This is a genomic window from Streptacidiphilus carbonis, assembly GCF_000787775.1.
Classification (GTDB): Bacteria; Actinomycetota; Actinomycetes; order Streptomycetales; family Streptomycetaceae; genus Streptacidiphilus; species Streptacidiphilus carbonis.
In genome coordinates, this window is the sequence record NZ_BBPM01000071.1 from 5,474 (window position 1) to 27,774 (window position 22,301).

The 22,301-nt window shown below is 70.5% G+C and carries 22 protein-coding genes; 6 read left to right on the plus strand and 16 right to left on the minus strand.

Going from position 1 to position 22,301, the window contains the following annotated elements; translation table 11 throughout:
• The 7 genes from TR46_RS42800 to TR46_RS33195 form a co-directional block, all read right to left on the minus strand.
• The coding region (locus TR46_RS42800; RefSeq protein ID WP_161790246.1) for a hypothetical protein at positions 1–831 on the minus strand (831 nt) is incomplete at its 3' end.
• Positions 832–1,042: 211 nt separating this feature from the next.
• Entirely contained in the window at positions 1,043–2,875 is a 1,833-nt protein-coding gene (locus tag TR46_RS33170) for a type IV secretory system conjugative DNA transfer family protein (protein WP_052433315.1), read from the minus strand.
• An 8-nt stretch (positions 2,876–2,883) separates the two neighbouring features.
• Positions 2,884–4,239 carry an ATP-binding protein gene (locus tag TR46_RS33175; protein ID WP_042409463.1) on the minus strand — a complete coding sequence of 452 codons (1,356 nt, stop codon included), beginning with the start codon at positions 4,237–4,239 and terminating at the stop codon, positions 2,884–2,886.
• A gap of 86 nt (positions 4,240–4,325) precedes the next feature.
• Entirely contained in the window at positions 4,326–5,870 is a 1,545-nt protein-coding gene (locus tag TR46_RS33180; protein WP_042409467.1) for an SCO6880 family protein, read from the minus strand.
• On the minus strand, positions 5,867–7,162 hold the full coding sequence (locus TR46_RS33185; protein WP_042409469.1) for a hypothetical protein: 1,296 nt from the start codon (positions 7,160–7,162) through the stop codon (positions 5,867–5,869). The genes TR46_RS33180 and TR46_RS33185 overlap by 4 nt, the downstream gene beginning before the upstream one ends.
• The gene (locus tag TR46_RS33190) at positions 7,152–7,964 is read right to left on the minus strand and encodes a DUF8175 domain-containg protein (protein WP_042409471.1); all 813 of its coding nucleotides are present in this window, start codon (positions 7,962–7,964) and stop codon (positions 7,152–7,154) included. Before TR46_RS33190 ends, TR46_RS33185 begins: the two co-directional genes overlap by 11 nt.
• Before the next feature lie 193 nt (positions 7,965–8,157).
• Positions 8,158–8,466, minus strand: coding sequence for a DUF8827 family protein (locus TR46_RS33195; RefSeq protein WP_030255873.1), 309 nt, complete (start codon positions 8,464–8,466; stop codon positions 8,158–8,160).
• Positions 8,467–8,825: 359 nt separating this feature from the next.
• On the opposite strand from TR46_RS33195, the gene TR46_RS33200 reads away from it, so the two are divergent.
• Positions 8,826–9,875: a bifunctional lytic transglycosylase/C40 family peptidase gene (locus tag TR46_RS33200; protein ID WP_042409477.1), complete on the plus strand. Its 1,050-nt coding sequence runs from the start codon at positions 8,826–8,828 to the stop codon at positions 9,873–9,875.
• A gap of 193 nt (positions 9,876–10,068) precedes the next feature.
• Entirely contained in the window at positions 10,069–10,782 is a 714-nt protein-coding gene (locus tag TR46_RS33205) for a phosphatase PAP2 family protein (protein ID WP_042409480.1), read from the plus strand.
• A 73-nt stretch (positions 10,783–10,855) separates the two neighbouring features.
• Here the strand turns inward: TR46_RS33205 and TR46_RS33210 are convergent, their stop codons facing one another.
• Together TR46_RS33210 and TR46_RS43325 are read right to left on the minus strand one after the other, a co-directional pair.
• The gene (locus TR46_RS33210; RefSeq protein WP_042409483.1) at positions 10,856–12,490 is read right to left on the minus strand and encodes an FAD-binding oxidoreductase; all 1,635 of its coding nucleotides are present in this window, start codon (positions 12,488–12,490) and stop codon (positions 10,856–10,858) included.
• A 92-nt stretch (positions 12,491–12,582) separates the two neighbouring features.
• A complete protein-coding gene (locus tag TR46_RS43325) occupies positions 12,583–12,774 on the minus strand; it encodes a hypothetical protein (protein WP_152626824.1) in 192 nt (63 codons plus the stop codon).
• Positions 12,775–12,952: 178 nt separating this feature from the next.
• Here TR46_RS43325 and TR46_RS33215 point away from each other — a divergent pair, with 178 nt between their 5' ends.
• Complete coding sequence (locus tag TR46_RS33215) at positions 12,953–13,837, plus strand: SCO4651 family lipoprotein (RefSeq protein WP_152626825.1); 885 nt, start codon at positions 12,953–12,955, stop codon at positions 13,835–13,837.
• Positions 13,838–13,967: 130 nt separating this feature from the next.
• Complete coding sequence (locus TR46_RS43330; RefSeq protein ID WP_042409486.1) at positions 13,968–14,192, plus strand: hypothetical protein; 225 nt, start codon at positions 13,968–13,970, stop codon at positions 14,190–14,192.
• Positions 14,193–14,216: 24 nt separating this feature from the next.
• Here TR46_RS43330 and TR46_RS44775 read toward each other — a convergent pair whose 3' ends face one another.
• On the minus strand, positions 14,217–14,645 hold the full coding sequence (locus TR46_RS44775; RefSeq protein WP_084719147.1) for a metal-sensitive transcriptional regulator: 429 nt from the start codon (positions 14,643–14,645) through the stop codon (positions 14,217–14,219).
• A 203-nt stretch (positions 14,646–14,848) separates the two neighbouring features.
• Between TR46_RS44775 and TR46_RS33230 the strand changes: the two genes are divergently transcribed.
• Together TR46_RS33230 and TR46_RS33235 are read left to right on the plus strand one after the other, a co-directional pair.
• Positions 14,849–15,469, plus strand: coding sequence for a DUF47 domain-containing protein (locus tag TR46_RS33230; RefSeq protein WP_042409492.1), 621 nt, complete (start codon positions 14,849–14,851; stop codon positions 15,467–15,469).
• Between the two features lie 107 nt (positions 15,470–15,576).
• Positions 15,577–16,566 carry an inorganic phosphate transporter gene (locus TR46_RS33235; RefSeq protein WP_439654407.1) on the plus strand — a complete coding sequence of 330 codons (990 nt, stop codon included), beginning with the start codon at positions 15,577–15,579 and terminating at the stop codon, positions 16,564–16,566.
• Between the two features lie 152 nt (positions 16,567–16,718).
• On the opposite strand, the gene pstB is transcribed toward TR46_RS33235, so the two are convergent.
• From pstB to TR46_RS43510, 6 genes are all read right to left on the minus strand, one after another.
• The gene (pstB, locus tag TR46_RS33240) at positions 16,719–17,495 is read right to left on the minus strand and encodes a phosphate ABC transporter ATP-binding protein PstB (RefSeq protein ID WP_042409497.1); all 777 of its coding nucleotides are present in this window, start codon (positions 17,493–17,495) and stop codon (positions 16,719–16,721) included.
• A gap of 71 nt (positions 17,496–17,566) precedes the next feature.
• Positions 17,567–18,637 (minus strand): phosphate ABC transporter permease PstA, encoded by a 1,071-nt coding sequence (gene pstA, locus TR46_RS33245; protein ID WP_042409500.1) that lies wholly within the window; start codon positions 18,635–18,637, stop codon positions 17,567–17,569.
• 93 nt (positions 18,638–18,730) lie between these two features.
• A complete protein-coding gene (gene pstC / locus TR46_RS33250) occupies positions 18,731–19,705 on the minus strand; it encodes a phosphate ABC transporter permease subunit PstC (RefSeq protein ID WP_042409503.1) in 975 nt (324 codons plus the stop codon).
• A gap of 289 nt (positions 19,706–19,994) precedes the next feature.
• Positions 19,995–21,146 (minus strand): phosphate ABC transporter substrate-binding protein PstS, encoded by a 1,152-nt coding sequence (gene pstS / locus TR46_RS33255; protein WP_042409506.1) that lies wholly within the window; start codon positions 21,144–21,146, stop codon positions 19,995–19,997.
• Positions 21,147–21,387: 241 nt separating this feature from the next.
• The gene (locus TR46_RS33260) at positions 21,388–21,867 is read right to left on the minus strand and encodes an NUDIX hydrolase (protein WP_084719149.1); all 480 of its coding nucleotides are present in this window, start codon (positions 21,865–21,867) and stop codon (positions 21,388–21,390) included.
• The coding region (locus TR46_RS43510; protein WP_439654406.1) for a CHAD domain-containing protein at positions 21,849–22,301 on the minus strand (453 nt) is incomplete at its 5' end. The genes TR46_RS43510 and TR46_RS33260, both read right to left, overlap by 19 nt.

Consider the following 22,301-nt stretch of genomic DNA (forward strand, 5'->3'; position numbering starts at 1 on the left):
GACGTGCATGGTGGGGGCGGTGTCCGGGGTCCGGCCGAGCTGGTCGAACAGCGGGAGCGTGCCGATCACCACGGCGGGCACCATGATCACCTGGCCGGCGATCGAGCCCACCAGGCCGATCAGGTAGGGGATGCCGAAGCTGCGCCACCAGGCGCCCTCGTTGAGCCTCCAGGCTCGGCGCAGGGCGGCGAACGGTCGCTGGTTCTCCAGCACCACGACGGGGACCAGCGGGACCAGCCGCACCGTCACGTACAGCACCGTGACCGACGTGACCAGCCAGAACAGCAGCAGGACCAGCCCGAAGGCCGCCCCGCTCCCAGCGGCGACGCCGATGCCCGCCGCTACGCCGAACGCCAGCAGCATGGCCACCGCGCCGCCCGCGCTCAGCAGCAGGCCCGCGCCGAGCACCCGCCACAGGTGCGGACGCGACTCGCCCCACACCTGGCGCACCGTCACCTTCCGGCCCAGGACCGCGTGGCGCAGTACCGCGGTGCTGGTGGTCGAGCCCACCACGTAGCAGGCCAGGCCGGTGAGGGCGATGATCAGGAAGGCTCCGCCGCCGAAGCCGATCATGGTGAGCGCCTGACCGCTGCTCGGGGTGAAGCCGGAGTCGTCGCGGGCGGCGTCGTAGATGCTCTGCACCGGGCTGTAGGCGACGGCGGCGAGGACGCCGAGGACCAGCAGGCCGCCGAGGGTGGTCAGCGCCAGGGGGACGTACACCGCCAGGAAGTAGCGGCGCAGGGTGGCGAAGACACCGCCGAAGACGTCGCCGACGGACAGCGGGTGCAGCGGGACCACACCGGGCTTGGGTGGGAGCGGCGGCAGGGGCATGAAGCCCCAGCCCGGGTAGCCGGCCCCGGGCGGCCAACCGGCGCCGCCGGGACCGCCCGGCCGGCCGCCAGGACCACCAGGCCCACTCGGCCAGCCGGCAGGACCGCCGGGCCCACCCTGCCAGCCGCCAGGCCGGCCGCCGGGACCGGCCGGGCCGCCCCACCCGCTGTCGCCGCTCATCGCTCCGCTGCCCGCTCTCACTCGTTCGGAGTCATGAGCGTACGGGAGCACCCTCCGCCGACGAACCTTCGATGCGGAAGCGTTGTGCGGCCTTCCGGTCCGCGAGCAGCACCAGCTCGCACTTGTCCAGTGCCCCGCCCGCGGCCGCCGACTCGCACTCCGCCGACCCGCTCCCCAGCGCGCGCAGCAGGCCGTCGATGCCGGAGCCGGGCAGCGGGCCGAGCAGCGCCCGGGCATCGGCGCTCGTCCACAGGCTGTGGACGGCGCGCTCGTCCCAGCGCAGCCGGGCCTGTTCGGGGGAGCGGAAGACGGCGACGCCGGCGAGGCCGAGCGGGCCGCCGCGGGCCATCAGCTCGGGCAGGCCGGGGAACGGCGCGACCGCGGGCGCGTTGTCGAGCACGCACAGCAGTGGTGGGTCGAGCCGACCGGAGGATGACCGTACGGCCATGCGCCGGCCGCGCTCGACCACGTCTTCCACTAGCGCGCTCAGCAGGGGCATCACGCTGCGTTCTGCGGAACCGTTACTGCCGATCCTGGTCTCGGTGGCGCGACCCAGTACATACAGGGTTCCCCGATGACGTAGAACTGACTCCACATCAAGGCTGTCAGTTGCCGAGGAAGTTGCCGAGGGCGCGCAGGCCTGCTGCACCTGGAGCTCCGACAGCGACTGCAGGGCGCCGCTGATCCGTCGGAGCGCGGAGTCGCGCAGCTCGGTGGAGTGGGTGAGCACCGTCTGCAGTTCGCCGTCCCAGCCGTCCGCCGCCGTGTGCGGGTCCGCGTTGCGCAGGATGCCGAGGGCCTCCTGGCGGTTGCTGCCGGAGGCCCAGCGCTGGATGTGCCGGAACGGGCGGCCGTCCAGTGCGGCGGCGTGCAGCCAGCAGCGGAGCACGGTCTGCGCGGTCTCCTGGACGGAGCGCTCGTGCGAGGCGCTGGAGGAGCTGGTGGAGCCGTCGCCGCGGGCGGTCGGGGCGAGCAGCGCGCGGGCCCGGACGGCGGCGACCGAGGGGTCGTCGCAGTGTTCGTGCGGGGCCCAGCGGACCCGGGTGTCCGGGTCGTCGAGGGCGGTCACCAGCCGCAGCGGGTCGTAGAGCCGGGCGTCCCGGTGCGGGGGGCGGGCCTCCCACAGGGCGAGGTCGTCGGTGACGACGAGGACCGGCCCGGTCGCGGTCCCCACGGCCCGCTGCAGCAGCCGCCGCCGGTACGGGGCCGAGCCGCTGTCCGGCACCAGCAGGGCGGTCATCCCGGCGGGGAAGGCGAAGGGGGGCGCCGCCTCGGGCACCGGGGCGGAAGCGGGGACCCGGTCCGGGGGAGCGACGGCGGGGGCCGGTGCGCCGGCGGTCTTGTGGATGGTGACCGGCTCGGCCTCGGCTCCGGTCCGGGGGAGCCGCTCGGCCCGGGGCAGCGGCACCGCCACGGGCTCCCGCACCGGCTCCTGCGCCGGCACCCGCTGCTCCTGCTGCTGCATCCGCCGCGCGGCGCGCAGCCGCATCCACGCCGTCAGTACTGTCAGCGCCAGCGCGATCAGCAGGGCCAGCAGCACGAAGAAGGTGGTCCAGAACGCGGCCGGTGACGGCAGCTGCGCGGGCGGCGTCCCCGGCCAGGCCGCCGCCATCCGGTTCGGCTCGGTGGCCAGGTTCCGGATCGCCGTCGGCGTGCCGCCGAACGGCAACGGGTGCGGCAGATGACCGTGCGTCACCAGGGCGCCCAGCGCGGTCGACAGCCATACCAGCGTGGTCGTGCCGAGCAGGGTCGCCAGCACCCCGACGATGGCCCCGTCCGGTATGCCCTTCCGCGGCGGCACGGCGGGGCCCCTTCCGTCCCCCGGCCGCCGGTAGCCGGCACCGCCGCCGTTCGGCTGCTGCATGGACGACATCATGCCGCCGGGTCGTCCGCGAGCTGTTTGGAAGCCCGGGTGCGTTCGATGATGGCGTCCTCCGTCATCGCGCGGTCGGTGTAGACGAGCGGTCTCTCGTGCTCGGTGATCAGGTGCTTCACCACCTGGACATTGCCGTTGACGTCCCAGACCGCGATGCCGGGCGACAGCGTCGGGATGATCTCCACCGCCCAGCGCGGCAGCCCCAGCACCCGCCCGGTGGCCCGCGCCTCGTCCGCCTTCTGCATGTAGATGGTCCTGGTCGAGGCCATCTTCAGGATCGCCGACGCCTCCTTGGCCGCCGCGCCGTCCATGACGTCGGAGAGGTGGTGCACCACGGCCACGAAGGACAGGCCGAGCCGCCGTCCGAACTTCAGCAGCCGCTGGAACAGCTGGGCCACGAAAGGGGAGTTGATGATGTGCCAGGCCTCTTCGACCAGGAAGATTCGCTTCTTCCGGTCGGGCCGCAGCCAGGTGTGCTCCAGCCAGACGCCGACGATGGCCATCAGGATCGGCATCGCGATGGAGTTGCGGTCGATGTGCGACAGGTCGAAGACGATCAGCGGCGCGTCGAGGTCGATGTCGGTGGTGGTCGGACCGTCGAACATGCCCCGCAGGTCGCCGTCGACCAGCCGGTCCAGCACCAGGGCGACGTCCAGGCCCCAGGTCTGGATGTCCTCCAGGGAGACGCCCAGCGGGTCGATGGAGTCGGTGTTGGGGGAGCGCAGGGTGTCGATGATGTCGCCGAGGATCGGCTGGCGTTCCTGCCGGGTGGCGATGACGTGGGCGTGCGCGGCCTTCAGCGCGAAGCCGGCCCGCTCGTCGAGGCTGCGGCCCATCGCCACCTCGATGATGGTGCGCAACAGCGCCAGCTGCCCGGTGAGGGTGATCGCCGGGTCCAGCGGATTGAGCTTCACGCCGCCGTTGAGGGCCGCCTGCGGGTCCAGCCGCACCGGCGTTATCCCGAGTGCCTTGGCGATCAGGTTCCACTCGCCGACGCCGTCCTCGCCCTGGGCGTCCAGGACCACCACCTGCCGGTCCCGGAACCGCAACTGGCGCAGCACATAGGTCTTCTCCAGCGCGGACTTCCCGTTGCCGGACTCGCCCAGCACCAGCCAGTGCGGGGCCGGCAGCTGCTGCCCGTACAGCTGGAAGGGGTCGTAGACGTAGCCCTTGCCGCTGTAGACCTCCCGGCCGATGATCACCCCGGAGTCGCCCAGACCGGGTGCGGCCGTCGGCAGGTAGACCGCCTGGGCCTGGCCGGTGGAGGTGCGCACCGGGAGCCGGGTGGTCTCCATCTTGCCGAACAGGAAACTGGTGAAGGCGTCGGTCAGGCCGCCCACGGGTGCCGCCATGCGATGCCTCCAGGGTTCGGGGAGATTCAGGGGTTACGGGGACGAGGAGTACCAGGACTACCAGGACTACCAGGACGGGTACGGGGTCAGCGGCGGATGCCGGTGGCGAACGGGAGGGTGTTCACGAACGCCCGGTGGTGCTCCCGGTCGCACCACTCCAGCTTGAGGTAGCTCTTGCCGGCCGAGGCGCGGATCGTCCGCTTGTCCCTGGCGAGCGCCTCCGGCGTGCGGGAGCTCACGGTGATGTAGCCGACCAGGTTCACGCCCGCCGCACCGGAGGCGAGGTCCTCGCCGCGCTGGTCGACCCGGCCGCTGTGGGCGGCGTCGCGGGGGTCGACGGTGCGGTTCATCTTCGCCTGCCGGCTCGCCTCGGCATCGTCGTTGGTCTTCTCGGTCAGCATCCGCTCGATGGCGACGTCGGTCGGCTCCAGGTCCATGGTGACCGCGACCGTACGGATCACGTCCGGGGTGTGCACCAGCAGCGGGGCCAGGAAGTTGACGCCCACCGGAGTGAGCGGCCACTCCTTCACCCACGCGGTGGCGTGGCACCAGGGCTCGCGGGTCTCCGACTCGCGGGTCTTCGCCTGGAGGAAGTTGGCGTCGGTGGCGTCCAGCTCGGCCGGCCAGGCGTTGCGCCGGGACATCGCCTGGATGTGGTCGATCTGGTGGTCCGGGTCGTACATGGAGTGCAGCAGGGACGCCAGCCGGGCTTGGCCCAGCGGCTGCCGCACCCGGATGTCGGCCTCGGCCAGCCGGGCACAGATGTCGGTGAGCTCACGGGCCATCACCGCGGCCAGGCCCTCGTCGCCGCGTGCCCTTATGTGGGCGGTCCGGCCGATGGCGTGGGCCTCGGCGGCCAGCTCCCGGGTGTACGGCATGCAGGCGACCAGGTAGGCGCGGTGCTGCTCGGAGGAGGTGGAGACCATGGACTGAAGCTGGTCGTAGGAGTCCTTCAGCCACTGCGGCGACTCGGGGTCGCCGCGCCGGGCCACGTCCTTGGCGTGCGCGTCCGGGTCCGCCGGGAGGGTGCGGGCCAGCACCTGGAGCCGGGTCACGAAGCCGTCGCCGTTGGCGACGTGCTTGAGCAGCGTGCCGAAGCGCTCGACCAGCGCCTCCTGGTCCTCGGAGTCGCGCAGGCCCACGCCCGGGCCCTCGATCTCGATCGCCGCGGTGACGGTCTTCCGGGTGAGGTGCAGCAGCACGGTCACCTCGTCCGGACCGAACGGCGCGGCGAGCCAGCGGATCCGCCCGATGCCGGGCGGCGGTCCGATCTCGACCTCGCGCCCGTCCAGCCGGGTGCCGGCCTCCATCACGTCGGCCCGGTAGGTGGCCGTGGCGGAGGAGCGGACGGTGCGGCGGTAGCTGCGGTTGATCTCGGCCCACTTGTAGATCGTCCGCTTGCGGTAGGGCAGGTAGACGACGGCGAAGGCGATCAGCGGGAAGGCGACCAGGCCGATCAGCCGCAGCGGGAGGAAGGCGGTGAAGAGCAGCCCCCACATCATCCCCAGGAACGCCCCGAAGATGATCAGGAAGACCTCGCCGGTCTCCCGGTTCTTCCCGATCAGGGCGTTCGGCTTCGCCTTGCCGATCAGATAGGTGCGTCGGTAGCCACCGACTGGCTGGGTGGTCACGGCCGCGCCCCCTTGCTCATGCTGCTGTTACCCGTTCCTGCGGGGGCGCGGTCGGACACGCCTCCCTTGTTCTGTGCCGGTGGCGCCGGGGCGGCGCCACCGCGGGGCCCTCGCGAGCCGTGGGCGGCGATGCCGGGCGTCACGCTGCCGCCGCCCGCGCCGCCGCCGCTGCGGGCTCCGCCCTGTCCGCCGCCTTCGGACTCGCGTCCGGCGTGGGTGTTGATGCCCTGCTTCATGAAGTTCGCCGGGCCGTTGACCACGGCCGAGCCGGCGCTGACCGCGGAGGCGCGGGCCTGCCGCATCGCTGCCATGTCGTCGCCGAAGCCCGGTACGAAGCGGTAGATCGCGGTGCTGGCGAAGATCGACAGCGCGAGGATCGCCAGTCCGGCGAGGACGGTGGAGAAGGCGTCGTTGGCCCCGGCGTTGGAGGCGATGGCCCCGGCCAGGCCCAGGATGATCACGATCACCGGCTTGATCAGGTCCACCGCCACCATCAGCCCGGCCCAGCGGCGGACGTGCTTCCACAGCTGACGGTCCACCAGGCCGGCGTAGACGGCGGTGCCGAGGAGCGCGCCGACGTAGAGCATCGCGGCCCGGATCAGCATCTCCAGCCACAGCACGGCGGCGGCGAGGATCGCCACCAGGGAGACCATGACCTGGATGATCGGGCCGCCACCGAGGTTGCCTCCGGTGAGGGTGTCGGCGAAGGTGCCCAGGTAGTTGGTGGTGTCCGTCTTGGTGCCGGACGCGATGGCGGCGGTGATGCCGTCGGTGGCGCTGACGACGGTGTAGAGCACCAGCGGGGTGAACGCCGACGCGATCACGGTCAGCCAGAGGAAGCCGATGGCCTCTCCTATCGCCGTGTGGATCGGCACACCGCGGACGGCCCGCTTGGCCACGGCGAGGAGCCAGAAGATCAGGGTCAGGAAGGTGGAGGCGGCGAAGACCACCGCGTACTGCTTCAGGAAGGTCGGGTTGGTGAAGTCGACGTTGGTCGTCGAGTTGATCCCGTCCGAGAGCTTCCGCACGACCCACGCGGCGGCGGTGGAGCAGCCGTTGGCCAGGGACTGGAGCGGGTCCAGGGTGGACGTGACCGGGTTGGTGACGTTGGAATTGCCCTGTTCGCAGATCGCCTTCCCAGGTCCGATGAGCCCGTTGCAGTTGACGCTGGCGCTCGGTTTGGGGGAGGGGGACGGCGCGGCGGAGGCCATGCCTGCCAGGTAGACGAATCCCAGTTGGACCGTGGTCAGCGCTCCGGCCAGCAGACCGATACGACGTGGATCAGCGCGCATAGCGAAGCCCTCCGAACTGGTTGACTGCTGCGGAGAGCGACTGCGCCGAGGAGGCCTGTTGGTTGCCGCTGATGGGCGCCGGACCATCCACGGAGGTGTAGGAGGCGATCTTCCAATCGTTCCCACTCCACTGCAGGTGCATGGTGAGCGTGTACCAGTACTCGGTGACCGGCTTCGTCGAGCCCGTTCCCGCCAGGCCGCCGAGTTGGTCGCTCCATACCTCCACCGTGGCGGCATCCCCGCCGTAGCTGTCCAGCTTGGTGCCGACCGGCAGGGGGCGGCTGACAAACGTGAGTCCGGCAGGTGCCACGCCGTCCTTCAGACCGAGCGTCTTGTTCAGCTCTGTGTACTGGGAGTCCAGAGTGCTCTGGAGGCGCGCGGACGCGCCGGGAGTGGTGATCGTGGTGACTATGGCATGCCGCTTCGTGGAGGCGTACATGTCGCTGGAACCCAACGCGTCGGCGTAGTTAACGGCTGCTGACTGGGCGCCCTCGTCGGTGTGGGGGTAGCCGGTGGCGATGCCGTTCTGGGTGGTGGTGACCGGTTGGGTGCCGGTGGGGGCGGTGGCGTTGTCGCCGGACGTCGCGGCCTTCGCCGTCGAGGACGGCGCCGTGGCGGCCCCGGTCGACGACCCGGAGGTGCGGTTCAGTACGGCCACGGCCAGGACCAGCACGGCTACCATCCCCAGGACCGCGACCAGCGTCCTGAGGGATCGACGACCACCCGCCTCCGGTGCGCCGGGTGACGGGGTCCCGGCCGGATAGCGGGTACGCGTATGCGGCTGGTCGTCAGGCGCTGACACAGCGGCCCCCTTGGGACGAGGGTGGGCGGGTAGACGGTCGTCGGCTACGGGCGGATGGCTACAGGCGGACGTGGACAGGGACGGTCGCGACAGCGGCACCCGGGCGGCGGCGACCCGTGGGGAGGGCCTCACCGCACCAGTACGTATCACGTCACTTCAATCGCACAGCTGCGCGATCAGATTAAACGTGTCGTCAGATCGCCATGCCATACACAATGGTGAACAACGTACCGAGCGATCCGATGATGAACACGCCGGTCAAACCGGCGACGATCAGTCCCTTCCCCTGTTCCGCACTGAAGGTGTCCCGCAGTGCCGTGGCGCCGATCCGCTGCTTCGCCGCGCCCCAGATGGCGATGGCGAGACAGCCGAGGATGGCGACGGCCATGATGACCTCCACCATGGTCTTGGCCTCGGAGCCCAGACTGGCGAAGGGACCCCAGTTGGGGGCGATCCCGCCGATGATGGTGTTGATGTCACCCTTGCTGGCACTGAGATACAAAACAATCACCTACCTGATCATCATTCAAAGCCCCGCACCCGGCCGTGGTGTAGGGCCCGGCCCTATTGTTGGCCAGAACCGAAGTCGACTTGGCCACTTTCCAGAGGATCGTCGTTGAGTTGTGCGCCACAGATGCCAACATTGGGCCTCATGGGTCCTGCAGCCGCTCGGTCGAGCCTACCGCTAACCGTGTGTATCACTACTGATTGCGCAGAGCAACGCCCTGGTCCAGACTCTGTGGGGGCATCTGCAGGTTCCCGAGGCAAAGGCCGGTGGCACATGCGCACTATGGGGCGGCTGGTGGTCCGTCCACTACCACTGCACCTCCTCAGCGCCGACAACGCGACCCCCCGCGCCTCATGACGCTGCGTCGGGCCTGGGCGCTCATCGGCGGAGGCAGTGTCACGGCGCTCGGTGTCGCACTGTTTGTCGTCATTGGCACGTACACCGCCTCGGGGTCGATGCTCCAGGCCCAGGCCCAGGGCGCGGTCCAGCTCGCGCCGGGGACCGTGCCCTCGGGCTATGCCGCGCTGATCCAGAGATGGGGCTCGCTCTGCCCCGAACTGACGCCCCCTCTGCTCGCGGCGCAGATGTACCAGGAGAGCGGGTTCAACCCCAAGGCCGTGAGTCCGGTCGGCGCCCAGGGAATCGCCCAGTTCATGCCGGCGACCTGGGCCATCTACGGGATCGACCCCACTCATACCCATACGCCCGACGTATGGAACCCCGCGGACGCCATCCCGTCCGCCGCGACCTACGACTGCGCCCTGGCCAAGGACACCGCCAACGTCCCCGGCAACCACACCGCCAACATGCTGGCCGCCTACAACGCGGGGCCCTACGCCGTCATCAGTGCCAAGGGCGTCCCCTCCTTCTCGGAGACGCAGAACTACGTCACCTCCATCACCAAGCTCGCGGAGTCCTTCACCGGGGCCACGACTGTCAGCTTCTCCAGCCAGGCCGCCGGGGCCATCTACTACGCGCAGAGCAAGCTCGGCACCCCCTACCTCTGGGGCGGAGAGGGCCTCGCCTCGCAGAACTACCAGTTCGACTGCTCCGGTCTCACCCAGGCGGCGTACGCCAGCGTGGGCATCACCCTGCCCCGGGTCGCCGCCGACCAGTGGTACGCCGGTCCGCACCCGACCCTCAGTCAGCTCCAGCCCGGCGACCTGGTGTTCTTCTCGCACGACCCGCACGACCCGACCCAGATCCACCATGTGGGCATCTATGTCGGCGGCGGCATGATGATCAACGCGCCGCACACCGGTGCCGTGATCCGCTACGACTCCGTCGCCTCCGAGGGCGACTACTTCGGTGCGACCAGGGTCACCGCGAGCGGCGCCGCTGCCCTGCCGACCCTCCAGCCCGGCGGCGCCATCGCCAATGGAGGGGCGCCGGTGACGAGCTGACGCGTCTCACTCCCTGAGAAATCGTCACGGTCAGGACCCGGGCTTGTGGCGGAGTGGTGAGTGTCGCGTCACGTTCCAATAACTTCGGCCCCTCCCGGAACACTTTGGGCGATTCGCGCCGTTGTGCCCGATGCAGGAAGAGGACACTTGACCTTGCCGTACAAGTCGGGCGAAGAAATCGCGGAGGTCTGGCGTGGCGACTTTGCTGCTGCTGTCTGACGGCGAGGGCGGGGACCTCGACTGGTCGCTGACCTCCACCGTCAACGGATTCGCCCGCGACCTGCCGCACCCGGTCGACAGCGCCCTCGGCTTCCTCGGCGAGTACGGCGTGCCGCTGGCCTCGGTGCTGGTGCTGCTCGGCGCCTGGCTCTGGGCCCGGCGCCGCCCGGACGCGGCCGAGTCGGTGGCCGGGGTGCTCTGGGCCGGCCTGGCGGCCGGCGCGGCGCTGATCCTGAACGTCCCGGTGCGCGCGCTGGTGGAGCGGCCACGCCCGTTCGTCTCACATCCCGGACAGCTGGACCTGTTGATGGACCATCAGGCCAACGGCTCCTTCGCCAGCGATCACGCCACCTTCACCATGGCACTCGCGGTCGGCCTGATCCTGGTGAACCGCAGATTCGGCATGGTCGCGCTCGGCTTGGCCGGGTTCGAGGGGCTGCTGCGGGTCTTCATGGGCGTCCACTACCCCACCGACATCATCGGCGGGTTCGCCCTGGGCACGGCGACGACACTGCTGCTGGCGCCCATTGCGATGGCGGTACTGGCCCCGTTCGTCCACGCGGTCGCCCGCACCGCCGCGGCTCCGCTGGTGCGCGCGCCGCAGCGGGGGCGCCGCACCAGGGTCGCCCCTGGGCCGGCGCGGTCCCTCCCGGAGACCCCGGACGCGCCGGACGAACTCGCCGCCTAGGGGTTCTGACGGTTCATCGGCTGCGGCTGGTAGACGGTCGGCCGCGCAGTTCCCCGCGCCCCTGACGGTGCAGTCACCCCAGCGGGACCGACTGCGGGAAGCGGAACATGCCGCCCGGGTCGTAGGTACGCTTCACGCTCCGCAGCCGCGCGGCGTTGGCGCCGTAGTAGGCCTGCTCCCAGCCGGAGAGCCGGGGGTCGATGTAGTTCTGGTAGGCCTCCCCGCTCGCGTAGGGACGCATCGCCGACCAGACGCCGGTGAGCCAGGCCCACGACCGGTCCGCCCCGGTGCCCCCGACCACGCCCGCCGGGTAGTTCGCCGTGTACTGGGCCGTGAACAGGCCGTTGCGGTGGACGAACGCGGTGTCCGCCGCGCCGACGCGGTTGATCGCGCCCCCCAGTGCGTCGAAGGCGACCCCCGCGCTGCCGCCGGCTGGGCCGGTCCGCGGGTAGCGGTTGATGGCCGCGACCAGGGCCTCGGCCCCCGCCTCACTGAGCGGGCGGGTGAAGACGTCCGACTTGGCGCCGTAGGACTCGCGGGTCACCCGGCCCGAGGGGCTCTGCCCCGGCAGGCTGCCGGGGAGGTGCGAGGCGGCCTGCGACCAGCCGGACACCCCGCCCATCACCTGCATCGTCTCCAGGTAGGAGCGGGTGTGCAGGGAGACCGAGGACGGGGTGACGGAGAGTCGGTCGACCTGGTTCGACAGCTCGCTCTGCGGGCCCAGGTAGTTGACGGTGGTGCCGAGCTGGGTCCGGCCGTCCGCCCACACCAGCAGGTGCAGATCGGCCCAGAGCGCGTCCGGCGCGCTCGGCGCCCAGGCCTGCCAGGCCCGCACCACCGCCGCCGCCTTGGACCAGGGCCAGCTGAGGAAGCCGTAGGCGCACTCCGCCGCCGGGTGGGTGCGGAAGGACAGCGAGGTGACCACGCCGAAGTTGCCGCCGCCCCCGCCCCGCAGCGCCCAGTAGAGGTCCGAGTGGCTGGAGGCGCCGGCGGTGAGGGTCCGGCCGTCGGCGGTCACCAGCTCCACACTGTCGATGCTGTCGCAGGTCAGGCCGTAGGCGCGGCCGGTCACCCCGACCCCGCCGCCGAGCGCCAGGCCGGTGACGCCGACCGTCGGGCAGGAGCCGGCCGGGACGGTGACGCCCCGTCCGGCCAGACCGGTGTAGACGTCGATCAGCCGGGCTCCCGCGCCCACGGTGGCGCCGCCGCCGGAGGCGGACACCGAGTTCAGCTTGCCGACGTCCAGGACCAGGCCGCTGCCCGAGGACCAGCCGCCGTAGCTGTGTCCGCCGCTGCGCGCGGCCACCGGCACCCCGTGCTTTCGGGCGAAGGCCAGGCAGGTCGCCACGTCGTGCGCCCCGGCGACATAGGCGACGCCGCTCGGCTGCAGCGAGTCGTACTGCGGTTGGAACAGCCGGTGGGCGGAGTCGTAGCGGCTGTCGCCGGGGCGGATCAGCAGCCCGTCCAGGTCCTTGCCCAGCGCCGTCCAGTCGGCGGCCCTGGCCGGGGTGGTGGCCGCGGTGCTCGGGGAGGCGGAGGTCACAGCGGCGGCGGACGGGGACCCGCTCGAAGCGGGGGCGGCGCCCGTGCCGGAGCCGGCCGGGGTCGTGCCGCCGTTCTTCGAACACGCCGTCAGACCTGCTGCCCCTGCGGCTGCCACGGCGCCGGCCCGCAGCACGGTCCGCCTGGAGGTGATCGTTTCGCCCATGCCGGACCTCATTCTGGGAGCAGCCGAACCGTCTCGACCCAACTGACGTCGGAACCGTACCCGCCGGTTCGCCTGCTTCGAGCCACCCTCGGCTACTGCTCGGCCTCGTGTTTCGCGGCGTCCTTGCGGGCCTTGTCGCGCGAACGCCTGGCCGAGGACACCCAGCCGCAACTGCACCGCGCCGTCGCGAAGGAGCCCCGCTCGTCGATAGTCGTCACATGGGTCAGGGCCATCGAGGCAGCCCCGGGACCCGGATGGGGGAGATCCGGAGTGTCGCTGTGCACATGGTTCACGTTAACCCGCCCCTGCCCCGGTCCGATTCCCCCGGGGCGCCGTAACTTCCGGCACCTTTTCTCGTTGGTGCTGGAGAGCCCGGACTCGGGCGTCGGACGTGTCGTTGGATGGCCGCGCTGTGTCGGACATGTCGCAGTGCAGGTGCTGTACGAGGGATGGGTGTGCTCCGTGGTGAACCGACAGGGCCTTCGCGCCGCAGGCGTCGTACCGGTCGCCGCCGCCATGACCGGCCTGCTGGCGGGGGTGCTGTCGGGCTGCTCCAGCGCCGGCGGCGCCGCGAGCAGTTCGGACGCGGCCGCGGCGGCCGCCAGGGCGGGCGCGGCCGACACGCTGGCGGCGGATCCGCTGACCGCGGTGCGGAACGCCGCCGACATCACCGGCCGCACCGGCTCGGTGCAGGACACCACCACCCTGCAGACCTCCTCGCCCACCAAGAAGGTCACCCTGCACGGGACCGGCGCCTACGACTACAGCAGCCGGCTCGGGCGGCTGGAGGTCACCGTCCCGCCCGGCGGCAGCACCACCGGCAAGCTGGTCGAGGTGGTCAGCCCCGGCATCGTCTACATGCAGAACAGCGGTGCCAAGGTCCCGGCCGGCAAGTGGGTGGAGGTCAACGTCCAGCAGTTGGCCGACGGGAACCTGGTGAGCAGCGGGGCGACCGACCCCGCCAGCGCCGCCAACGCCCTGCGCGGGGTGCTGACGGCCAAGCTGGTCGGCTCCAGCACGGTCGACGGCACCGTGCTCAAGCAGTACCAGGGCACCCTCGACCTGGCCAAGGCGTCGGCCGCCACCGGCGGCGGGGCCGGGGCCGGCCTCGCCCTCGGGGCGAAGACGTTCACGGTCAAGCAGGTCCCGTACCAGGTCTGGCTGGACTCGCACGGGCGGATCCACCGGGTCACCGAGACCTTCACCTTCAGCCAGGTCGCCGGGTCGAGCGCGGCGAAGGACCAGGTCGAGGTGGTGTCGAACTCGGTGTTCTCGGGCTTCGGCCTGCCGGTGAAGGTGTCGCTGCCCGGCTCCAAGGACATCTACGGGGCCCAGTCCTCGAAGTAGGGGCCGCCGGTGGCGGTAGTGCGCTTGCACCAAACGGGGGGCAGGGAAATGACCCGGATGTGCCATGCGCGCCCCCTGTGCGCTCCCTACTCTGGTCGGAGGGTCGACTACTCCGTTCCCTGACGAGGAGGTGGTTCGTGTGGCTGCGCACGACCCGGTGGCCCTCGCGGAGATTGAGCTGTACGGCGAGTTGATCATCGCCGCCGCGGCCACCCCGTTCGACCGCCTCTCGCCGGACCGCATCGACCAGGTCCTCCGGGTGGCCGCGATCCGTTCGAACGACCATGCCGACGACGAGGCGGACCGGCAGGTCCGTCGGGTCCCCGCCCAGCGGGACGGCCTGCTGCAGGAGTAGCCGCAGCGGTCAGGTCCCGCGGTGTCAGGTCCGCAGCAGGCGGGCGATCGCCGCAGTCGCCTCGGCCACTTTGTCGGTGTAGGTTCCAGCCTCGCCCTCCGGCTCGCCGCTGTTGACCGCCTCCGCGACGCAGTGCCGCAGGTGGTCCTCCAGCAGGCTCAGCGCGAAGGACTGGAGCGCCTTGGTACTGGCCGACACTTGGGTGAGGATGTCGATGCAGTAGACGTCCTCCTCCACCATGCGCTGCAGCCCCCGGATCTGACCCTCGATCCGGCGCAGCCGCTTGATGTGCGCGTCCCGTTGCGGGCTGTACCCGTGCGGACCCCGGGGGGAGTCCTCGGACGCGGTCGCCGTCACGGCGGCCGCCGTCGCCTCTGCTGTGTTTTCCGCCACCGTTCCATCGTATGGCGCGGCCGCCGGGCAGTCGTGAAGGCCGTGTGAGCACAGCGGCATCGCAGGGAAGCTTTCCGGTCAGCCATCCGTCACACTGATGGTGCACAGCCCCTGCGCGGCATCCTGCTGTTCTGTAGGCGAGGATGAGTCCAGGCACGGGTGCCGGCGCTGCCACCCCATCGGACTGACACCCCACTGGAAAAGCGGAGACCACACAGCGCCTAGCATCTCATCCGACCGCACCCTGTACTTCGGAGACCTCTGTGCGTATTCGTCTGACCCCCCGGGAGACGAGCTTCTATGACATGTTCGCAACGTCGGCGGACAACATTGTCACGGGCTCGAAGCTCCTGCTGGAACTCCTCGGCGCGGACGTGTCGGCGCGGCCGGAACTCGCCGAACGGATGCGCGCCGCCGAACACGCGGGCGACGACACCACGCATGCGATCTTCCACCAGTTGAACTCTTCCTTCATCACCCCGTTCGACCGGGAGGACATCTACAGCCTGGCGTCGTCGCTGGACGACGTCATGGACTTCATGGAGGAAGCGGTCGACCTGGTCGTCCTCTACGAGATCGAGGCCCTGCCCAAGGGCGTCGAGCAGCAGATCGAGGTGCTGGCCCGGGCGGCCGACCTGACCGCCGCCGCGATGCCCAACCTCCGCACCATGGACAACCTCGCGGAGTACTGGATCGAGGTCAACCGGCTGGAGAACCAGGCCGACCAGATCCACCGCAAGCTGCTGGCGCACCTCTTCGGCGGCAGCTACGAGGCCATCGAGGTGCTGAAGCTCAAGCAGATCGTGGACGTCCTCGAAGAGGCCGCCGACGCGTTCGAACATGTGGCGAACACGGTGGAGACCATCGCCGTCAAGGAGTCCTGAGCCACTTGCTCCAACTATCCGGGGAGCGACCCCCCCGAACCCCCACGAACCCCCATGTCGGTCGGCGTCCGCTGCGCCCAGGATCTGTACGGAGACGCTGAGTGAACATGCTCGGACTGATCCTCGTGGTGGGCGTGGCGTTCGGCTTCGCCTACACCAACGGATTCCACGACTCGGCCAACGCCATCGCCACCTCGGTGTCGACCAGGGCGCTCACGCCCAAGGTCGCGCTGATGATGGCCGCGGTGATGAACCTGGCCGGCGCCTTCCTCGGGGTCGGTGTCGCACAGACCGTCAGCAAGGGGATCATCGAGACGCCGCACGGCACCAAGGGGATGGTCATCCTCTGGGCGGCGCTGATCGGTGCGATCACCTGGAACCTGATCACCTGGTACTTCGGCTTGCCCTCCTCCTCCACGCACGCGCTGTTCGGCGGGATGGTGGGGGCGGCGATCGTCGGCGGCACCGACGTGTACTGGGCCGGGGTGTGGGAGAAGGTGATCATCCCGATGATCACCTCGCCGGTCGTCGGCCTGATCCTCGGCTTCGCGGTGATGCTCGCCATCATGTGGATCTTCCGCCGGGCCAATCCGCACAAGGCCAAGCGGAACTTCCGGATGGCGCAGACGGTCTCCGCGGCGGCGATGGCGCTGGGCCACGGGCTTCAGGACTCGCAGAAGACCATGGGCGTCGTGGTGATGGCGCTGACCATCTCCAACCACTACTCCGGCACCGACATCCCGATCTGGGTGAAGGCCAGTACCGCGCTCGCGCTGTCGCTGGGCACCTGGGCCGGCGGATGGCGCATCATGCGCACCCTGGGCCGGAAGATCATCGAGCTGGACCCCCCGCAGGGGTTCGCCGCGGAGTCGGTCGGCGCGACGATCCTGTACGTGACGGCCTACGCCTACAAGGTGCCGGTCTCCACGACCCACATCATCACTTCGGCGATCATGGGGGTCGGCGCGACCAAGCGGGTGCGGGCGGTGCGGTGGGGCGTTGCCAAGAACATCGTGATCGGGTGGTTCCTGACGATGCCGGCCGCGGGGATCGTCGCCGCCGTGGTGTTCTGGATCAGCTGGGCGATCATCGGCTGACCCGTCGCCGGGTTACATGGCGGGGGACAACGCACGGGGCGGGGCGACGGACCTGGCGAAGGGCCCGCTCACGGGTGAGCGGGCCCTTCCAGTTACTCCGCGGCGGCACCGCCTAGCAGCGCCGCGGAGTAGTCGTTGCGCAGCGCGACCGGTCAGCCGAAGCGGCCGGAGATGTAGTCCTCGGTCGCCTGGACGGACGGGTTGGAGAAGATCTTCTCCGTCGCGTCGATCTCGATCAGCCGCCCCGGCTGCCCCACCGCGGAGAGGTTGAAGAACGCGGTGCGGTCGCTCACGCGGGCGGCCTGCTGCATGTTGTGGGTGACGATGACGATGGTGAACTGCTCCTTGAGCTCCCCGATCAGGTCCTCGATGGCGAGGGTGGAGATCGGGTCCAGCGCGGAGCAGGGCTCGTCCATCAGCAGGACCTGCGGCTCGACCGCGATCGCGCGGGCGATGCAGAGCCGCTGCTGCTGGCCGCCGGACAGCCCCGCGCCGGGGCGGTCGAGGCGGTCCTTGACCTCGTTCCAGAGGTTGGCGCCCTTGAGCGAGCGCTCGACCGCCTCGTCGACGAGCTTCTTGTTGCGCACCCCGTTGAGCTTGAGCCCGGCCGCCACGTTCTCCTTGATGGACATGGTGGGGAAGGGGTTGGGGCGCTGGAAGACCATGCCGATGGTGCGGCGCACGGCGACCGGGTCGATCCCGTTGCCGTACAGGTCCTCGTTGTCCAGCATGACCTTGCCCTCGACCCTGGCGCCGGGCACGACCTCGTGCATCCGGTTCAGGGTCCGCAGGAAGGTGGACTTGCCGCAGCCGGACGGGCCGATGAAGGCCGTCACGGAGCGGGGTTCGACGGTCATGGAGATGTCCTCGACCGCTCGGAAACTGCCGTAGTAGGCGTTGAGCCCGCTGACGTCGATGCGCTTGGCCATGATGTGTGGTGTCCGTTCTGAAAGTCTGTGGTGTGCCGCGACGTGATCAAGGAGTGGCCGGCCGGCGCGCGTCAGCGCGAGGCCTTCGGAGCCTTCCAGCGGGCGATCCCGCGGGCGACCAGGTTGAGCAGCATGACCAGCGCGATCAGCACCAGCGCCGCACCCCAGGCCCGCGCCTGTGAGGCGTCGGTCCCGGCGGCGTACTGCTGGTACACGTACAGCGGCAGTGACGACTGCGGGTCCTTGAAGGGGTTGGTGTTGATCACATCGGTGCCGAACACCAGCATCAGGATGGGGGCCGTCTCACCGATGATGCGGGCGATGGCCAGCATCACGCCGGTGGTGATTCCGCCGATGGCGGTGGGGAGCACGACCCGGAGGATGGTCAGCCACTTGGGCACGCCCAGGGCGAGGCTGGCTTCGCGCAGCTCGTTGGGGACGAGCTTGAGCATCTCCTCGGTGGAGCGGACCACGACCGGCAGCATCAGGATCATCAGCGCCAGGCTGCCCGCGAAGCCGGTGTACGGCTGGTTGAGGATGACGATCCAGAAGGTCAGGATGAACAGGCCGGCCACGATCGAGGGCACGCCGGTCATCACGTCGACGAAGAAGCTGACGGCCTTGGCCAGCGGGCCGCCGTTGCCGTACTCGACCAGGTAGACGGCGGTCAGGACGCCCAGCGGGGTCGCCACCAGGGTGGCGATGCCGACCTGCTCCAGGGTGGCGATGAGCGCGTGGTAGAGCCCGCCGCCGACCTGGTTGGGCGAGATCAGGTTCATCGAGTGGGTCAGGAAGGTGCCGTTGATGACACTGGCGCCCTTGGAGATCGTGTAGTAGAGCAGGCCGAACAGCGGCAGCAGGGCGAGCAGGAAGGCCACCCAGACCAGACTGCTGACCAGGCCGTTCTTCGCCTGGCGCGGGCCTTCGACTTGACGGGCCAGCAGGTACTGGCCGGCCACGAAGAAGATCGCGGCCATCAGGCCCCACTGGAGATGGCTGGTGATGTCGAAGACCACGCCCAGGACGACGGCGAGCGCGACGGCGCCGGCGACGGTCGCGACCGGGGTCCAGCGGGGGAGCCGGCGCTCCTTCAGCGAACCCTGCAGCGGGGAGCGGCGCGGGGAGGTGGAGATGGTGCTCATATCAGCTACTCCTCGCGAAGGCCGTGTGCCCAGGGCCGCCGACTGCGGGTTCACGTGGGGGTACGGGGGGTCGTCCCCCGGGAAGGTGCAGCATCAGGCGTTCGCCCCCGAGTATTCCTTGCGACGGGCGATGATCAGGCGAGCGCCGCCGTTGACCAGCAGGGTGATGATGAACAGGACCAGGCCGGAGGCGATCAGCGCATCACGGCCGACACCCTGGGACTCGCCGAACTGGGTGGCGATGTTCTGGGCGATGGTGCTGCCGCCCGGGTCGGTGATGTGGAAGCTGAGCAGCAGGCTGGGGGAGAGCACGGTGGCCACGGCCATGGTCTCGCCGAGGGCGCGGCCGAGGCCGAGCATCGAGGCGCTGATGATGCCGGAGCGGGCGAAGGGCAGCACCGAGGTGCGGATGACCTCCCAGCGGGTGGCGCCGAGCGCCAGCGCCGCCTCCTCGTACATCTTGGGCACCTGCAGGAAGATCTCCCGGCTGACCGCGGTGATGATCGGCAGGATCATGATGGCCAGCAGCACGCCGACGCTGAAGAGGCTGCGGGGCTGGGCGCCGGGCTGCGACTGTCCGAAGAGGTAGGTCCAGCCGAAGTACTGGTTCAGCCAGGCGTTGACGCCGAGCATGTGCGGCACCAGGAACAGCGCGCCCCACAGGCCGTAGACGATGCTCGGGACGGCGGCGAGCAGGTCGATCACATAGCCGAGGGCCTGCGCCATCCGGCGCGGCGCGTAGTGCGAGATGAACAGGGCCACCCCGATCGCCACCGGCACAGCGATGATCATGGCGACGAGTGCGCTCACGATGGTGCCGAAGGCCAGCACCGCGATCCCGAAGGAGAGCGGGGCGCCTTCCTGGGTGTTCCACTCGAAGGTGGTGAGGAAGTTGCCCTGGTCGTGGCTGATCGCGTTGACCGAGCGGATGGTGAGGAAGACCGCGATGGCGGCCATCACCACCAGCAGCACGATGCCGGAGCCGCGCGAGGAGCCGGCGAACAACCGGTCGCCTATGCGGACCTTTCCGGCCTGGCGCTTGCCCGGGGCGGGCCTGGCGTCGGACATGCGGGAGCCCCGCCGCGGCCCGTCGGGGCTGTCGGCGAGGAGGTCTGGTGAGGTTGGCACGTCCTGCGGAGGTGCCGTGTCGGGTGTGTCCATGACTTCTCCGGTCTGGGTGGCGGCGTCCTGAGGACGTCGCCTGGCGGCGGTGCACCGGACTGACGGTCGGGCGGGTTGCGAGGTGTTTCAGTGCTGCTAGGTGTTTCAGTGCTGCATGGTGCCGGGCGGTGCCGGGTGGCACCGGCCGGTCCTGTCTCCCCCCAGGGACAGGACCGGCCGGCACCGGCTCCTGTGACTAGGAGAGGGCCGCGATCTCGGCCGTCACCTTGGCCTGCAGGGCCGCCGGCAGCGGGAAGTACCCGAGCGAGGAGACCGAGCTCTGGCCGGCGGAGCTGACCGTGTAGTTGAGGAAGGCCTTCAGGGCCGGCAGGGTGGCGGCCTTGTTGCCCTTGTCGCAGACGATCTCGTAGGTCAGCAGCGTGATCGGGTAGGCGCCGTCGGCCTTGGTGGCGTAGTTGAGCTTCTGCGCCAGGTCCGCGCCGGTGCCGACGGTGGTGGCGTCCGCGATGGCGGTGGAGGCGTTGGCGGCGGTGGCCTCGACCGGGGCGGAGGCGCCGGTCGCGATCTTCGCGGTGGTGATGTTGCCCGCGGTGGCGTAGGAGAGCTCGAAGTAGGAGATCGCGCCCTTGACCGACTTCACCTGGGCGGCGAGGCCCGAGGAACCGGTGGCGGACTGGCCCGACTTGGCCGGCCACAGCTTGCTGGCCGCGTAGGGGAAGTCGGAGGCGGCGGTGGCCGCCAGGTAGGCGGTGAAGTTGGCGCTGGTGCCCGAGCCGTCCGAGCGGTGGAAGGTCTGGATCGCCAGGTTCGGCAGGGTGGCCGTCGGGTTGAGCGCCTTGATGGCCGCGTCGTTCCAGTTGGTGATCTTGCCGTTGAAGATCTTCGCCAGCGTCGGGGCGTCGAGGATCAGGCCGGTCACGCCGGGGACGTTGTAGCCGATCGCGATGGGGCCGCCGATCATCGGCAGGTCGATCGCGGTGCCGCCGGGGCAGGCGCTCTTGGCGGCGGTGACGTCGGCCGGCTTCAGGGCGGCGTCGGAGCCCGCGAAGGCGACCTTGCCGGAGGCGAAGCTGGTGATACCGGCGCCGGAGCCGTTGCCGTTGTAGTTGATGGTGACGCCGGGGCACTTGGCCTGGAAGTCCTTGACCCACTGGGTCACGGCGTTCTGCTGCGCAGTGGAGCCGGCGCCCAGGAGCTGGCCGCTGCCGCAGTCGGAGCCGGCTGCGGTGCTGGCGCCTGCGGCGGCAGTGGTCGCAGCAGCACTGGTGCTGCTGCCGGCGTTGGTGTTGTTGTTGTCGGAGCCGCACGCCGCGAGCGTCAGCGAGCTGACGACCGCCACGGCGCCGATGGCGAGGGCCTTGGTGCGGCCGTTCCGCTGGAGCTTCACTTGGTGTCCCTTTCTGGGGGCCACAGGCCTCCAGCCGCCGTTTCGGCAGACCCTGACCTGGGGCTTCGCTAGTGTCCGGGGCCGTACGACCTCCGATAACCAGGACGTTAGGCCGGGGAGGTGAAGCGCCAGGCCAGCCCGAATGAACGGAAGGTGAACCTCGAACGGACGCCGGGATACGCCGTGCGGTAGTAACGGTTTCGCCACGGTGACGACACAGCGGGATAAACCTGGCGGACGCTCAGAATCCGTCGCCGAGCAGTTCGTCCAGCAGCGCGTCGACCAGTTCCCGGTCGTGCTCGTAGCTCAGCCGTTTGCGCGCCTCCGAGGCCGGCAGCCACACCAGCCGGTCCACCTCGCGGTTGGGCTCGAACGCGCCGCTGACCGGGACCGCGGCCCAGTAGCGGACCCGCTTGGGCCGGCCCTTGGCCGTGTAGTGCCGGGTCGGCAGCCGGAAGCAGAGCCGCACCCGAATGCCGGTCTCCTCCAGCGCCTCGCGCCGGGCGGCGTCCTTGGACCGCTCGCCGGGCTCCAGCTTCCCCTTGGGGAAGGTCCAGTCGAACCACTTGGGCCGGTGCACCAGCGCCAGCTCCGGCTCCACCTGCGTGCCCCGGCCCTGCCCGGGCCGCCACAGCACCACGCCCGCGGCGCGGACGGGCTCCGCCCCGGCCCCCTTGTCCTCTTTGCCGAGCCGGACCCTGTTCAGGTAGTTGTCAGCCATGCGTCGGTCAGCCATCCGGAGCGGTAGAGGTCGGGCCAGGTCGTGCCGAAGGCGTGGCGGGCTGCTTCCACCTCCAGGCGTTGATCAGCATGGACCACGCCGAGGACGTAGCCGGTGGCGGGGGTTATCCGGGGGGTCAGCGCGGCGAGCGCGGCCGCCTCGGCGGAGTCCGCCGCGTCCCGGTGCCGGCCGAGGATCCGGGCCAGCTCGGTCAGCGCCGCCAGCGGGGGACCGGCCTGCCGGCCGAGCAGCGGCGCGCACAGCTCCAGTGCGTACTGGGTGCGCTGGACCATGCCGTGCACCTGGCGCCAGGGCTGGTCGTCGCCGGGGTCGTGCAGGGAGTCGCCGTTGTAGGCCGTCGCGGCGCGCTCCAGCGGCAGCGCCTCGGCGGCGGCGGCCAGCGCGGCGCCCTCCGCGGCGGCGCAGCACAGCAG

Excerpts from the sequence above, each read along its gene's own strand:
- pstC (WP_042409503.1), bottom strand. The coding sequence starts at position 19,705 with ATGTCCGACGCCAGGCCCGCCCCGGGCAAGCGCCAGGCCGGAAAGGTC.
- TR46_RS33210 (WP_042409483.1), bottom strand. The coding sequence starts at position 12,490 with ATGGGCGAAACGATCACCTCCAGGCGGACCGTGCTGCGGGCCGGCGCC.
- pstA (WP_042409500.1), bottom strand. The coding sequence starts at position 18,637 with ATGAGCACCATCTCCACCTCCCCGCGCCGCTCCCCGCTGCAGGGTTCG.
- TR46_RS33170 (WP_052433315.1), bottom strand. The coding sequence starts at position 2,875 with ATGCAGCAGCCGAACGGCGGCGGTGCCGGCTACCGGCGGCCGGGGGAC.
- TR46_RS33200 (WP_042409477.1), top strand. The coding sequence starts at position 8,826 with ATGACGCTGCGTCGGGCCTGGGCGCTCATCGGCGGAGGCAGTGTCACG.
- TR46_RS44775 (WP_084719147.1), bottom strand. The coding sequence starts at position 14,645 with ATGCCGCTGTGCTCACACGGCCTTCACGACTGCCCGGCGGCCGCGCCA.
- TR46_RS33175 (WP_042409463.1), bottom strand. The coding sequence starts at position 4,239 with ATGGCGGCACCCGTGGGCGGCCTGACCGACGCCTTCACCAGTTTCCTG.
- TR46_RS33260 (WP_084719149.1), bottom strand. The coding sequence starts at position 21,867 with ATGGCTGACAACTACCTGAACAGGGTCCGGCTCGGCAAAGAGGACAAG.
- pstB (WP_042409497.1), bottom strand. The coding sequence starts at position 17,495 with ATGGCCAAGCGCATCGACGTCAGCGGGCTCAACGCCTACTACGGCAGT.
- TR46_RS33235 (WP_439654407.1), top strand. The coding sequence starts at position 15,577 with ATGCTCGGACTGATCCTCGTGGTGGGCGTGGCGTTCGGCTTCGCCTAC.
- TR46_RS33185 (WP_042409469.1), bottom strand. The coding sequence starts at position 7,162 with ATGCGCGCTGATCCACGTCGTATCGGTCTGCTGGCCGGAGCGCTGACC.